8 protein-coding genes are annotated in these 14,164 nt (G+C 74.2%); 2 read left to right on the top strand and 6 right to left on the bottom strand.

Annotated elements, in window-relative coordinates; genetic code table 11:
- Window positions 1-12 precede the first annotated feature (12 nt).
- From sucC to H8R17_RS12815, 6 genes are all read right to left on the bottom strand, one after another.
- The gene (sucC, locus tag H8R17_RS12840) at window positions 13-1,194 is read right to left on the bottom strand and encodes an ADP-forming succinate--CoA ligase subunit beta (protein ID WP_187823293.1); all 1,182 of its coding nucleotides are present in this window, start codon (window positions 1,192-1,194) and stop codon (window positions 13-15) included.
- Between the two features lie 555 nt (window positions 1,195-1,749).
- A complete protein-coding gene (locus tag H8R17_RS12835; RefSeq protein WP_187823292.1) occupies window positions 1,750-3,816 on the bottom strand; it encodes a hypothetical protein in 2,067 nt (688 codons plus the stop codon).
- Between the two features lie 208 nt (window positions 3,817-4,024).
- Entirely contained in the window at window positions 4,025-5,080 is a 1,056-nt protein-coding gene (locus H8R17_RS12830; RefSeq protein ID WP_187823291.1) for a hypothetical protein, read from the bottom strand.
- A gap of 298 nt (window positions 5,081-5,378) precedes the next feature.
- Window positions 5,379-6,542, bottom strand: a complete 1,164-nt coding sequence (locus H8R17_RS12825) for a VWA domain-containing protein (protein ID WP_187823290.1) — start codon at window positions 6,540-6,542, stop codon at window positions 5,379-5,381.
- A 177-nt stretch (window positions 6,543-6,719) separates the two neighbouring features.
- Window positions 6,720-9,524 carry a DUF5682 family protein gene (locus tag H8R17_RS12820; RefSeq protein ID WP_316959386.1) on the bottom strand — a complete coding sequence of 935 codons (2,805 nt, stop codon included), beginning with the start codon at window positions 9,522-9,524 and terminating at the stop codon, window positions 6,720-6,722.
- 55 nt (window positions 9,525-9,579) lie between these two features.
- Window positions 9,580-10,710, bottom strand: a complete 1,131-nt coding sequence (locus H8R17_RS12815) for an AAA family ATPase (RefSeq protein ID WP_187823289.1) — start codon at window positions 10,708-10,710, stop codon at window positions 9,580-9,582.
- A 133-nt stretch (window positions 10,711-10,843) separates the two neighbouring features.
- On the opposite strand from H8R17_RS12815, the gene H8R17_RS12810 reads away from it, so the two are divergent.
- Window positions 10,844-12,256 carry an SWIM zinc finger family protein gene (locus H8R17_RS12810; protein ID WP_187823288.1) on the top strand — a complete coding sequence of 471 codons (1,413 nt, stop codon included), beginning with the start codon at window positions 10,844-10,846 and terminating at the stop codon, window positions 12,254-12,256.
- 236 nt (window positions 12,257-12,492) lie between these two features.
- Window positions 12,493-14,109, top strand: a complete 1,617-nt coding sequence (locus H8R17_RS12805; protein WP_187823287.1) for a DUF5691 domain-containing protein — start codon at window positions 12,493-12,495, stop codon at window positions 14,107-14,109.
- The last annotated feature ends 55 nt before the right edge of the window (window positions 14,110-14,164 follow it).

Here is a 14,164-nt window from a genome sequence, read left to right as displayed (position 1 = left end):
TGACCTCGTCCCTTACTTCGCGGCAGCAGCCAGCTCGGCGGCCTTGTCGGCCGCGCCGTCCATGGTGTCCACCTGCTGAACCAGCGGGTGGTTCGCGTCCGTCAGGATATTGCGGCCCAGCTCGGCGTTGTTGCCGTCGAGACGCACGACCAGCGGCTTGTTGACCTCTTCGCCCTTGCTCTTGAGGAGCTCCAGGGCCTGCACGATGCCGTTGGCGACGGCGTCGCAGGCGGTGATGCCGCCGAAGACGTTGACGAAGACGGACTTGACGTCCGGGTCGCCCAGGATGATCTCCAGGCCGTTCGCCATGACCTCGGCCGAGGCGCCACCGCCGATGTCGAGGAAGTTGGCGGGCTTGACGTTGCTGTGCGCCTCACCGGCGTACGCGACGACGTCCAGGGTGCTCATCACGAGACCCGCGCCGTTGCCGATGATGCCGACCTCGCCCTCGAGCTTCACGTAGTTCAGGCCCTTGGCCTTGGCGGCGGCCTCCAGCGGGTTGGCCGCGGCCCTGTCGTGGAAATCCTCGAAGTCGGGGTGGCGGAACTCGGCGTTGTCGTCGAGCGACACCTTGCCGTCGAGGGCGATGACGTCACCGGAGGCGACCTTGGCCAGCGGGTTCACCTCGACGAGGAGGGCGTCCTCCTCGATGAAGGTCTGCCACAGCGTGACGAGGACGTTCACCACCTTGGTGGCGACCTCGGCCGGGAACTTCGCCGCGGCCACGATCTCCTGAGCCTTGGCCTCGTCGACCCCGTCGATCGGGTCGATCGCGATCTTGGCGACGGCCTCCGGGCGGGTGGCGGCCACCTCCTCGATCTCCACGCCGCCCTCGACGGACGCGATGGAGAGGAAGGTGCGGTTGGCACGGTCGAGGAGGAAGGAGACGTAGTACTCCTCCAGGATCTCCGGAGCCGTCTCGGCGATCATCACCTTGTGGACCGTGTGGCCCTTGATGTCCATGCCGAGGATGTCCGTCGCGCGGGCGACGGCCTCGTCCGGGGTGGCGGCGAGCTTCACGCCACCGGCCTTGCCACGGCCGCCGACCTTCACCTGAGCCTTGACGACGGACTTGCCACCGAGACGCTCGGTGGCTGCGCGGGCCGCCTCAGGCGTGTCGATGACTTCACCGGCCAGCACCGGTACATCGTGCTTGGCGAAGAGGTCCCTCGCCTGGTACTCGAACAGGTCCACGCGCTTCCGTCCCTATCAGTGATCTAGCGGTTCGTTGGATGCGTGGGCGTGCCGCGAAGGGCAACGTGACGTCCGCATGTGTCACAAGGGAGGCGCACACGGTGTCCGAGCGCGCGGCATGTCCGTCTCGCAGGTTATCGCCGCTTGCGGAGCGGCTCTAAATCGAGGGTCACACCTGAGCGGTGATACCTGTCACATGGTGCCTGGCTCTCTGGCACAGCGTGCCGCATGTGAAGAGCCTCACCGGGCTGGGGTTGACCCGGTGAGGCCCGTCGAGCACCCCCGAAGTGCCGTGAACGGCCCGTTCCTCGGGGTGCGGGGCGGTTGATCCCCACCCCAATGGGGACCACCCGGCCCCATCCGCGGGGTTTCGGGCCCGGACGAGCCGACGGCATTCGGCCGCCCGGTCCTGACGCCCCGCGGAGCCGGTCGCCCGCCGTGGTGCGCGGTGCGCGCCGCGGCGGTGGTCGCGGTGACGGATGTCGTGCGACGGCTCAGACGGGGGACGCCGGAGGCGTCCGGGCTCGTCCGGGGGCGTCGTACGGCACCCGGGGATCAGACGCTGTACGGCGTTCCGTACTGCATGCCGTACTGCGCGCCGTACTGCGTGCCGTGCAGGTGGCCCGGCGTGCTCGTCTCGGCGGTGGCCTCGGCGCCGGCGACCGCGTGGGCCGCCAGCGGTCCACCGGTGCCCTGGACGGTGCCGGTCAGGTCCTGCGCGAAGGGAACGGCCTGCCCGGCGACGCCGTGCACGAACGGGTCGGCCTCGCCGGCGACGGGCGCGGCGTGGCCCGCGACGCCGTACCCGAACGCCGTGGCGCTGTCGGCCACGCCCTGCGCGACCGGCTGGACCAGATCGACGATGGGCCGGGCGGCCTCGGTGACGCCGTACGCGAACTGCGGTACCTCGCCCGCGACACCCTCGGCGGCCGGACCGGCCTGCCCGGCCACGCCGTACGCGAACGGCGCCGCGGCACCGGCGGCACCGCCCTGGAAGGACTGGAGGTCGCCCGTCACGCCGTACGCCAGCGCCTGCGCGTCCGCCACGGCCTGCCCGGCGACGGACACCGCGCCGTCCACGACGGCCCCGGCGAGCGGCGGCAGCGCGGAGCCGGTGGCGTCGGCAGTGACCTGACCGGCCAGCCCGGTGGCGTACGGCGGCACGTCCGCGACGACACCCTGCCCGACCGGCTGCACGCCGGAGACGGTGCCGTCGGCCAGGAGGTGAGCGTCGGCGACGGCCTGGTGGGCGATCGGCTGAACGCCGTCCACCGCCTGCCCGGCCACGTACTGCCCGTCGGCGGCGACGCCGTACGCCAGCCCGGTCGCGGCGTCGACCGCGTGACCGGCGGTCTGCGTCACCCCCTGCGCCGCCCCACCGGCGACCGGCTGAACGCCGTCCACGGCGTGGGCGGCGACGGGGACGGCACCGGCGACCGCGTACTGGGCTACCGGGGCAGCGCCGCTGCTGGTCTGGTGGGCGATCGGCTGCACCCCGTCCACGGCGGCACCGGCCGCCGGCGGGACCCCCGCGTCACGCGTCTCCTCGACAACCGGCGTGACGGTGCCGGGCAGCGTACCGACCGTGCCGACGACCTTCTGCCGGACACCGCCGGCGGCGCCGGTGATGTGACTCGGCACGGAGGAGACGGAGGCCTCGGCGGCGGACGTGACCTTCCCGAACTCGCCCTGCGCGGTGGCCGCGACGGCGTCGGCGCGGGACTGGGCACCGGCGAGCGTGCTCTGGGCGGTGCCGGTCCCGGCGGTCTGTGCGGTCATGGCGGCCGTGTGCGCGGCGGGGACGGCCGGGGTCACGCCGGTGACGGCGGTTTGCGGGGTGCCGATCGCCGACTGGGCGGTGGCGTTGACGCCCGTTGCCGTGCGGCCCGCGGTCGCGATCGTCTGCTGTGCCTTCGTGCGAACGACGCCGTCGACGCCCTGCGCCTGGGTGTGGGCGGCCGACTGGACCGCCTGGAGCTTGGTCTGGGCGCCGGCCAGCAGCTGCTCCACCTCGGGGGCGAAGGCGGCGAGGGGGCCGAAGAGGTAGTCGATGCCGTCCCTCGGGGTCTGGGGGACCTGCGGGTTCCGGAGGTCCGCCGTGTGGGACACCGCGCTGTGGGCGGTGGCGTCGGCCTCGGCCTGTGCGGCGCGGGCGGCCTTGGCGCCCTGGATGGCCTGCGCGCCCCTGACCTTGGGCGCATGCGGGACGGCGACGTCGGCCTCGACGTACCGGCGGGCCTGCTCGGCGGCGTCGGCGGGGGCCGCGGCCTTGTGCCGGGCGGTGGCGGTGGCGTCGGCGGTGGTGTCGGTGACCGTGGACGTGGCCCGGCCGGCGGTGTCCTGGGCCGTGCCGGTCGCCGAAGCCACGTCGCCGGTGACGCCCGCGACGGTGTCCTGCACGGTGTTCTGCACGCCGGAGACGATGCCACCGACCGTGTCGGTGAGAGTGCCGGTGGCCGTGCCAGAAGTGACATCGGCGTCGGCCTGGGCGTGGACGGTCGGGTCCGGTACGGAGAGGGTGGAGGCGGGCAGCTCGTCGGCGCTGGCCACGGTGGAGCCCAGCGCCCAGGCGCCGGTCACGCCGGCGGCGATGACGATGGAACGTCGGATGTTCTTGTTCATGCTTGCGTCAGATCCTTAGATCCTCGGGAGTTCCGAAGCCCGTGGGGGGAGGGGCGGGACCTCGGAGGGGTGGGGACATTCCGGCGCCGGGGTGACCCCGGCGACATCCGTCCGGAAAGCCGGAAAGGTGGGGGTGGTGTCCGGACGGGCGGGCAGACCTGTTTCCGCCCCCGCGCGGCAGGTCTGCGGCGGGGGAAGGGGTCTGCCCCTAGGCGGGGGGAACGGGAATGTCCCGGTACCGGTCCCGGGTCTCGGCCGCGTCGGCGCGCACAAGGGCGCCGGGCAAGAGCCGCAGCGGTGGCCGGTGGTTCAGCGGGACGGCGTGCGCGTCGGCGTGCCGCGGCGTATCGCCGCCGGCAGCCGAACCGTGGGCCAGCCTGCTGTCCAGGTCACCGGAGGGCGTGTGGGGAGCCGGGGCCGGTCCGGCGGGGGGGGCACGGTGTGCGCTGCCGTGCGTCCCGGTGCCCGACACGGCGTCGGTGAACTCCGGGCCCTGGGCGGCTGCCGGTGCGTGCGCGTCGCCGTGTCCGCCGGGCGTGTCTTCCCTGGCCGGCGGTGTGGCGGGGTGGTGGTGAGCCGGGGTGCTGGGCGCGGGCAGCGTGTGGACCGGGGTCGTCGGAAGCCCGGGGAGCGAGGGCAGTCCGGGCAGCCCCGGCAGCGTCGAACCGCCAGGGGGTCCCGGCAGTACGGGCGCGTCCGGCGGCGTCGTCAGGGACGGCAGCTGGGACAGGGGCGGCAGCGGCAGCTTGTCCTGCGCGTCACGCAACCCCTCGGTCACCGAACCGACCACGTCATCGACCGGCCGCACGACACGCTCACCCACGGGCCCGACGACACGATCGGTCACCGGACGCAGGGGCTCGTGGGGAGCAGGGCGAGACGGGGGTTCGGTGAGCGCGTCCCCCTTACCGGCCCGAGCACCCGGCTCCTGCGGCGACTGATGCCGCTGATGCGACTGATGCGACTGATGCGACTGATGCGACGACTGGTACGACGGCTCGTCCGGCCGGTTGAGCACCTGCCCGACCACGTCCCGCGTCAACGCCCGTGAGCCGCCCGCTTCTACCGGAGCCGAGGTCGCGGTCCCGGCCGAGATCACCGACCCGGCCGCCGGAGTCTCCTCGGCCGCCTGCGCCCGCTGCTCACAGAGCAGCCCGAACGCCAGCACCGCGCCCAGCAGCAGCGCCGCTCGGAGCGCACGCCGCCCGGCCGCCGTGCGCATCCTGCGCAGAGCGGCACCGGACAGGACTGCTGACCAGGTCAAGACGGGGAGGTTCCTCCCATGCGGTGGAACGCGAGACGCGTTGTGGGCACGTTGTGGGCGTCGGGTCGGTACGACCCGTACGGACGGGCGGAGCCCTGGGCACCGCCGACAAGGCCTCGATCCTTGCATGTGCCGCCTGAGGTCACGCAAGCCCCCCGGTACCGATGGGCATTCATGTCCGTTTTGCTAGCAGAAGTCCACCGGCGATAGGTCGACAAATCGTCACCAGTTCCTACTTGAGCCCGCCCCGCTCAGCCGTATGCCGTATGGCCGGGGAAAAGCCCCCCTTGACGCTTCCTCAGGCCGCGTCCGGTATCGGCAGGGGCCGCTTCTCGATCGCCGCCGCCATCACCTCCGGGAACAGGTCGGGAGTACAGGCGAAGGCGGGCGCGCCCAGCGCCGCCAACGCGGCCGCGTGCTCCCGGTCGTACGCGGGCGCCCCCTCGTCCGACAGCGCGAGCAGCGTCACGAACTGCACCCCCGACGCCTTCATCGCCGCCACCCGCTTGAGCATCTCGTTCCGTATCCCCCCTTCGTAGAGGTCGCTGATGAGCACGACCACCGTCTCCGCGGGCCGGGTGATCTGCGACTGGCAGTACGCGAGCGCCCGGTTGATGTCCGTGCCGCCGCCGAGCTGCGTGCCGAACAGCACGTCGACCGGGTCGTCGAGCTGGTCGGTGAGGTCCACGACCGCCGTGTCGAAGACGACGAGTCGCGTGCTGATCGAGCGCATGGACGCCAGCACCGCCCCGAACACGGAGGCGTAGACGACGGACGCCGCCATCGATCCCGACTGGTCGATACAGAGGACGACCTCCTTCTTCAGGGACTGGGACGCCCGCCCGTACCCGATGAGCCGCTCCGGCACGACCGTCCCGTACTCCGGCAGGTAGTGCTTGAGGTTCGCGGCGATCGTGCGGTTCCAGTCGATGTCGTGGTGGCGCGGCCGGCTGACCCGGGCGCTGCGGTCGAGGGCGCCGGTGAGAGTGGCCCGGGTGCGGGTGGCGAGCCGCTTCTCCAGGTCCTCGACGACCTTGCGCACGACGGCCCGTGCCGTCTCCTTCGTCGTCTCCGGCATCGCCTTGTTCAGCGACAGCAGCGTGCCGACGAGGTGCACGTCCGCCTCCACCGCCTCCAGCATCTCCGGCTCCAGCAGCAGCGTGGACAGCCCGAGCCGGTCGATGGCGTCGCGCTGCATGACCTGCACGACCGACGAGGGGAAGTACGTGCGTATGTCGCCGAGCCAGCGCGCCACGGACGGCGCCGACGCCCCGAGCCCCGCCGAACGGTCCCGGCCCGGCTGCCCCTTGTCCCCCTTCCCGTAGAGCGCGGCCAGCGCCCCGTCCATCGCGGCCTCCTGCCCGCTGAGCGCACATCCGGTGCCGTCGGCGGTGTCGCCCCCGAGCACCAGCCGCCAGCGCCTGAGCCGCTCCTGCGCCGGGTCCGTCGCTTCGGCCGTCATCCGCGCACCTCCTTGCGATGCCGTTCCCACAGCGGGACCACCGGCACGGTCGTCGCCGGGCGGCTCTCCGCCCGGATCCCTCGCACGTGCCGGAGGGCATCCGCCTCTTCGGCCCGCTCCCTCGGCTCCCTCATTCCGTCGGCCGCCATCACGCCACCACCCCCGTCAGGTTGTTCATCACGCCGCCCCCACCAGGTGGTTGGCGGCGTCCTCGTCCGTTCCGTCCAGGCCCAGCAGCAGCCGCACCACCGGCAGCACGGCGTCCGCCCGCTCCGCGTCCGGCTCGGTCCCGAAGCCGGTCAGGCCGGACCTGACGGCCTTGGCGCTCGCCCGCGTCCCCGGTCCGCGCCGGACCAGCTCGCCGAGCGTGCGCCGCACTCCGGGCTCATACGCCGAGAACGTCCGCCGCAGCAGCGGCAGTACGTCCGTGAACGCCTCCGCCGGCGCCCCGGTCAACCAGGCGTCGACCAGCCCGAGCAGCCGCTCGTCGTGCACGAGCAGCAGCCCGCCACCGGAGCCGCCGCCGACGAAGCCCTCGATCCACGCGGCCGCATCCGCCGGCGGCGTCCCCGGCGACAGCACGAGCCCCATGAGCCGAGCCGCCTCGTCCTGCCCCAGCTCCCCGTCATCCAGCAACAGCCGCACGGCCCGCCCCCGGATCACACCGGGCACGGTGTCCCGCGCGGACAACACCCGCAGCACAGACCGCCAGCGGGATCGCAGCTCGCCGCGGCCGGGGGTGCGGTCCGGGACGTCCCTCGCCGGTGCCTGGGCGCTGCCTTGCGCCGGGGCGTTGCCCCAGTCCTCCCGCCCCTGCGCCGAGTTGCCGGCCAACCCCGGTTCCGGCGCATTGCTCAAGCCCACCCGCCCGGCTGCCACCATGCCGCCCGAGCCGTGCCGCCCCGGTGACGGCACACAGCCCAAGTCCTTTCGCCCCAGTGCCGGTCTACCGGCCGACCCCCGTTCCGGCACGTCGCTCAACCCCACCCGCCCGGCTGCCGCCATGCCGCCCGAGTCGCGCCGCCCGGACGCCGAGACGTCGGCCGAATCACCCCGCCCCGGTGCGGCGGCGTCGGCCAGGAGCCCCACCGCCCCGTGCACGGCGTCCACATGGCGGCGCATCTCCTCGGCCGCGTCGGTGTCCAGGGCGGCGCAGGCCGGGGGCAGGCCGACGAAGACCCGCTCGGCGAGGCCCGCGGCGACTTCGGTCAGCGCCCCGGTGTCCGTGCCCCGTACGTCGCCGTACCGGAGGGAGCGGACCAGGGCCGGCAGGGCCTGGGCGAGGTGGCCGACGTCTGTGTCGAGCGCCGCGCGGTCGGCGAGGATCCGCATCACCGTCGGCAGCGCCTCCGGCAGTTCGGCCAGCAGGCAGCGCTCGGCGAGCGCGGTCACCTCGGCGAGGCCCTGCGCGGCAAGAGCGTCCGCCTCCGCTTTGGCGGTCGCCGCGGCGAGCACGGTCGTCCCCCACACCCCCGCCTCCGCAACCCGCACGGACAGCTCCGGCTCCCAGCGCAGCCGCCACGTCTCCCGGAACGTGCCCGTGCTCCCGCGCGAGGCGACCGGCTCGCCCCACGCGACGCCGAGCAGCCGCAGCCGGTGCAGGAGCCTGCTGCGCCCGGCGTCGGTCTCCTTGCGCAGGTCGAGCTCCACCTCCCGCTCCAGCGCCTCCGGCTTCAGCCGCAGCCGCCGCTGGGTCCGGTCGAGGTCCCGCTGCAACGGCACCGCGGGCGCGTCCGGGGGCACCTCGCCCAGCACGTCCCCGACAACCAGCCGGTCGTGCACCAGCGCCAGCGGCACGTCCGAGCCCTCGCACATCGCCGCCCGCACGGCGTCGGTCGTCTCGCTCAGCCCGGGCAGCGGGCGGCCGCGCATCGCCGCGAGCGTCTCCGCCAGCCGCACGGCCTCGATGACGTGCGCCGAGGAGACGATCCGGTCCTCGGCCCGCAGCAGCCCGGCCACCTTGGTCATCCACCGCTCGACCGGCCGGTCCGGCGCGCCGAACAGGTGCCCGTACCAACCCGGCGAGTCGATGCCCGCCCCGTACCCGCTGACCCGGGCCAGCCTGCGGTGCGTCCACGGCACCCACGTCATGTCCGCCTTGACCTTGGGCAGCCCCTTGAGCAGCGCCCTGTCGGCGGTGACGGTCGCCTTCTGCCGCAGCGCGGGCACGTGCCACGCCCCGCACACCACCGCCACGGTGTCGCCGAACTCCCGCCGCGCCGCCCGCACCTGGAGCCGCATGTACGCCTCCCGCACGAGATCCCGGTCGTGTCCCCCGCTCCCGTACGTCTCCCGCAGCACCCCCATGGCCTCTTCGAGCACCCCGAACGGCGCGAGCACATCGTCCTCCCCCACACCGCGGTGCTCGACGACGTCCTCCCACCACCGCTCGGGATCGTCATAACCGGCGGCCTCGGCAAGCACCCCGAGCGGATCGACCCGGACATCGGCGCCGGGGCCGGCCGCACGGCCACCCTCATCGCCGCCCTTGTCGGCCCCGGCCTCAGGCACACCGCCTTGCCCGGCCCCGGCGTCCGGCGCACGCCCCGCCTCGCCGTCCGCCCCTCCCCCGCGGCGGTCGCCCTCCCCGTCCTGCGGCTCCGGCGCCTGACCCTCCTGCCTCCCCCACGCCAGCGTGTGCGTGGCCGGCAGGTCGATGAAGCGGGCCGGGACGCCGTGGTCAAGGGCCCAGCGGATGGCAACCCACTCCGGGGAGAACTCGGCCAGCGGCCAGAACGCCGACCGGCCGGGCTCCTCCACGGCGTGCGCGAGGAGGGCGACCGGCGGACACATGCCCGCGTCGGCGGCCAGCGGGATCAGCGCGTCGGCCTCGGGCGGCCCCTCGATCAGCACGACCCGGGGCCGCGCCGCCTCCAGCGCGGCCCGCACCGCCCGCGCGGACCCCGGCCCGTGGTGCCGTACCCCGAGCAGCAGCGGCCCCGCACGGAACGCGCTCCCCGCACCACTGTCCACGCCCGTCACGTGCTCCCCCTCACTGTCTCTCCCCGGCGCTTCCCGCCCCACATCGAGGCGTTGTTCACGCGCTCACCTCCCGGCAGGCCCGGTAGAAGTCCATCCAGTCGTCGCGCTCGCGCACGACCGTCTCCAGGTACTCCTGCCAGATGAAGCGGTCGGCCGCCGGGTCGCGGACGACGGCGCCGAGGATGCCCGCGGCCACGTCGCTCGGCCGCAGCACGCCGTCGCCGAAGTGGGCGGCCAGCGCCAGCCCGTTGGTGACGACGGAGATCGCCTCGGCCGTCGACAGCGTGCCGCTGGGCGACTTCAGCTTCGTCCGGCCGTCGGCGGTGACCCCGTCGCGCAGCTCGCGGAAGACCGTGACGACGCGGCGGATCTCGGCCATGCCGTCGGGTACGGCCGGCAGGTCGAGGGAGCGGCCGATCTGATCGACGCGCCGCGAGACGATGTCGACCTCGGCCTCGGGGGTCTCCGGCAGCGGCAGCACCACGGTGTTGAACCGGCGGCGCAGGGCGCTGGACAGCTCGTTGACCCCGCGGTCGCGGTCGTTGGCCGTGGCGATCAGGTTGAAGCCGCGGACCGCCTGCACCTCCTGGCCCAACTCCGGTATCGGCAGGGTCTTCTCCGACAGGATCGTGATGAGCGTGTCCTGCACGTCGGCCGGGATGCGGGTCAGCTCCTCGACGCGGGCGGTCATCCCCTCGGCCATGGCCCGCATGACAGGGCTGGACACGAGGGCGTCGCGGCTGGGGCCGTGCGCGAGCAGCTGCGCGTAGTTCCAGCCGTACCGGATCGCCTCCTCCGGCGTGCCGGCGGTGCCCTGCACCAGCAGGGTGGAGTCGCCGCTGACCGCCGCGGCCAGGTGCTCGGACACCCAGGTCTTCGCGGTGCCGGGCACGCCGAGCAGGAGCAGGGCACGGTCGGTGGCGAGCGTGGTGACGGCGACCTCGACGATGCGGCGCGGGCCGACGTACTTCGGTGTGATCGCCGTGCCGTCCGGCAGAGTGCCGCCGAGCAGATACGTGGCGACGGCCCACGGCGACAGCTTCCAGCGGGGCGGGCGCGGGCGGTCGTCCTGCGCCGCCAGCGCTGCGAGTTCATGTGAGAAGGCGTCCTCGGCATGCGGCCGCAACGCCTCGGTCGGCTCGCTCTCGCCCGTCTCGACGGACGTCGGTTCCACGGTCACAGGCATGGCAAGGTCCCCCTCCAGCTCGGCCGGTTCGGATCTGCCACCAACCGTGCACCACGCCACTGACAATCGGTTCTGACCTGCACAAACGCGTTCGCGAGGCCGATTGTCAGTGCCGGGATCTACCTTCGATGGCATGACTCAGCAGGGGGTGCGCTGGAGCGCGGACCAGGTGCTGGCACTGGCGCCTGACGCCGCGTCACGCAAAGCAGGAAGCAAACTCGGCGCGGCCGGACCGTGGTCCGAGGCCGGCACGGACGAGGAGACGGTGTGGGGGCTGTGCAGCGGCAGCGGCAGCGGCAGCGGCAGCGGCAGCGGCAGCGGCAGCGGCAGCGGCAGCGGCAGCGGCAGCGGCAGCGGCAGCAAGCCGTATCAGACGGTCGTCGACATCGCGGACGCGTCCGGTCCCGCGTACAAGTGCAGTTGTCCGAGCCGCAAGTTCCCGTGCAAGCACGCTCTCGGCCTGCTGCTGCTCTGGGCGGGCGGGGAGGGTGCGGTGCCGCGGGGGCAGGCTCCGGACTGGGCCGAGCAGTGGAGAGCCGGGCGGCGCAGGCGCTCGGAGGAGAAGCAGGCCGCGGGCGGATCCGCGTCCGGGTCCGGTGATCCGGAGGCGGCGCGACGCCGGGCGGAGCGCCGGGCCGAGCGGATCACCGCGGGGGCGACGGAGCTGGAGCAGCGCCTGGCGGACCTGCTGCGCGGCGGGCTGGCCACTGCGGAGCAGGCGGGGTACGGAATGTGGGAGGAGACGGCGGCCCGCATGGTCGACGCCCAGGCGCCCGGACTGGCCGCGCGGGTGCGGGAGCTGGGGGCGCTCCCGGCGTCCGGTGCCGGCTGGCCGGTGCGGATGCTGGAGGAGTGCGCGCTGCTCCACCTCCTCGACCAGGGCTGGCTGCGCCGCGAGCACCTGCCCGGCGGCCTGGCCGCGACGGTCCGTTCCCGCGTGGGCCTGCCCGCCTCGGCCGACGGCCCGCCCGTGCGGGACCGCTGGCTGGTCCTCGCCCAGTACGACACGGCGGACACCCGCCTGACGACCCGCCGGATCTGGCTGTACGGCGCCGACTCCGAGCGCACCGCGCTGCTCCTGTCCTACGGCGCCGCGGGCCGCGCTCCGGAGCTGGCGCTGCCGGTCGGCCTGACCCTGGAGGCGGAGGTCTCCGCCTATCCGGGCTCCGGCCAGCAACGGGCGGCGCTGGGCGAGCAGTTCGCGCCCCCGGCACCGGCGGAGATACGCCCGCCGGGGGTGACGACGTCCCGGGCGACCGCCCGCTACGGCGAGGCGCTGCGGGACGACCCCTGGCTGGACTCCGTGCCCGTGACGCTCGACCGGGTCATACCGACCCCGGACGGCGACTCCTGGCAGCTGGCGGACGCCGACGAGGACGCGGCCCTGCCGCTCACCCCCGCCGCGCGGTCCCGCCCGGGCCTGTGGCGCCTGGTCGCGCTGTCGGGCGGCGCCCCCATCAAGGTCTTCGGCGAGTGCGGCCACCTGGGCTTCACACCACTGACGGCCTGGCCGGCGCGAGCGGGCGACGCGGTGGCGCTGTGCTGAGAGCCGCCCTGCCCGTGCCGAGAGCAACCCGGCCCGCCGCTCGGGCCACGGACACGCACGTCACCCGGTCCGTGCATGCGTCACACGTCCAGGGACCCCCGAAGCGGACGAACCTTCAACCACTTTCACGGCACCCGAAAGACCAGGCCGCCGGGCAACCCCATGGACGGCCCGACGGACAAGCCCCCGCACAGCCCGATGGGCACCCCATGGCCGGCCCGACGGAAAGGAACGTCATGAACAGGACCTCCACTCCTGTGGACGCGCCCGCGCCCGGCGCCTGGGAGGGCCTCGTCACCGCGGCCCTGCTCGGCACGGACCGGCGTACACCGCCGGGCTGCCTGCCTGGCCGGGACGCACCGGCGGCGCTGCTGGACGCGGCGGCCGTGGAGACCGTACGGCGGCGGGCCGGGCTGCGTCCGGCGCGCGCGGCGCAGCGTCCGCAGCCGGCGCCCGAGGACCCACGCCCGCCGCTGCCGCCCGCGGCCGCCCGCAGACTCGCGATGCTGCTCGCCGACCGCCCCGGCACCTCCGGCGGCGGACGCAAAGGCACGGCACCGGACCTGATGGAACTACTGCCCCAGTGGCTCGCGGCGGCCAACGCCCGCGGTTACGCACCGCCCCCGCAGACGCTGCCCGCTCTGCTGGACGCGGCCCGGGGGCGTACGGATCTACGGCCCACGGCACTGGAGTTCGCGGGACCGCGTGCCCTGTGGCTGGCGCGGCTGAACCCGGACTGGCGGTTCGCCCTGCGCGCGACACCTGGCGGCGGCGCGGCCCTCCCGGACCTGCGGGACCCGGACCGGATCCACCGGCTGTGGCAGGAAGGGCTGTTCGCCGAACGGGTCGCCCTTCTGGGTGCCCTGCGCGCCCGCGAACCGGCCGCCGCGCGGGAGCTGCTCGCGACGACCTGGTCGACGGAGCGCGCCGAGGACCGCCTGATGTTCCTCGACTCACTGCGGTCCGGCCTCGGTCCGGACGACGAGCCGTTCCTGGAGCAGGCGCTGGCCGACCGCAGCCGCAATGTGCGGGCTACGGCGGCGGAGCTGCTTTCGGCGCTGCCGGTTTCGGCGCTGGCGGCCCGGATGGCGGTCAGGGCCGGGGCGTGCGTGGCCGTCGACCATACCGGTGACCGGCCGACGGTCATCGTGGAGGCGCCGCACGAGTGCGACACGGGCATGGAGCGCGACGGCGTCGTACCCAAGCCGCCGACAGGCCGGGGTGAACGGTCATGGTGGCTGGGCCAGTTGGTGGAGGCGGCACCGCTCGGTACCTGGCCGGCGCGACTGGGCGGCCGTACGCCGGAGCAGATCGTCGCGCTGCCGGTGGCGGACGACTGGCAGGGCGAGCTGCACGCGGCGTGGTGCCGGGCGGCGGTCCGCCAGCGCGACGCGGCATGGGCGCGTGCGCTCCTCGGCCCGCCCTCGGCGCCCGAGGCCGGGGGCCCCGGGGCGGTGTCGCTGGCCGAGCGGGCCAAGCTGCTCGGCACGCTGGAGGCCGCCGAGCGGGCCGACTGGGTGGCCGGCTTCATCGCGAGACACGGCCTGTCCGAGGCGTTTCAGCTGCTCGGGGTGTGCGCGGTGCCGTGGTCCGGGCCGCTCGGGAGGGCGGTGGTCGACGCGCTCAACATCGCGCGGGACGCGGGGAGTTATCCATGGAGTTTCAGCGGAGTCATGGGCCTGGCCGAGCGCTGCCTCGCCCCCTCGGAGGCCGGCCGCCTGGACGGCCTGCAGGCCGTCCCCGACGAACCGGAGGACGCCTCCCCCGGCGCCGGCGGCTACTGGGCGGAGGCCTTCCAACGCCTGGTCACGACGCTACGTTTCCGCGCGGCAATGACAAACGAACTGGAGTGACCCACCCCAAAACTGCACCTGTCAAATGCGCCTGTCCACCAACTGGAAACGGGTG

This window comes from Streptomyces sp. TRM68367 (genome assembly GCF_014495685.1).
Lineage (GTDB): Bacteria > Actinomycetota > Actinomycetes > Streptomycetales > Streptomycetaceae > Streptomyces.
The sequence above is the reverse complement of the archived record's forward strand: the minus strand, read 5'-3'. Positions and strand labels throughout refer to the sequence as shown.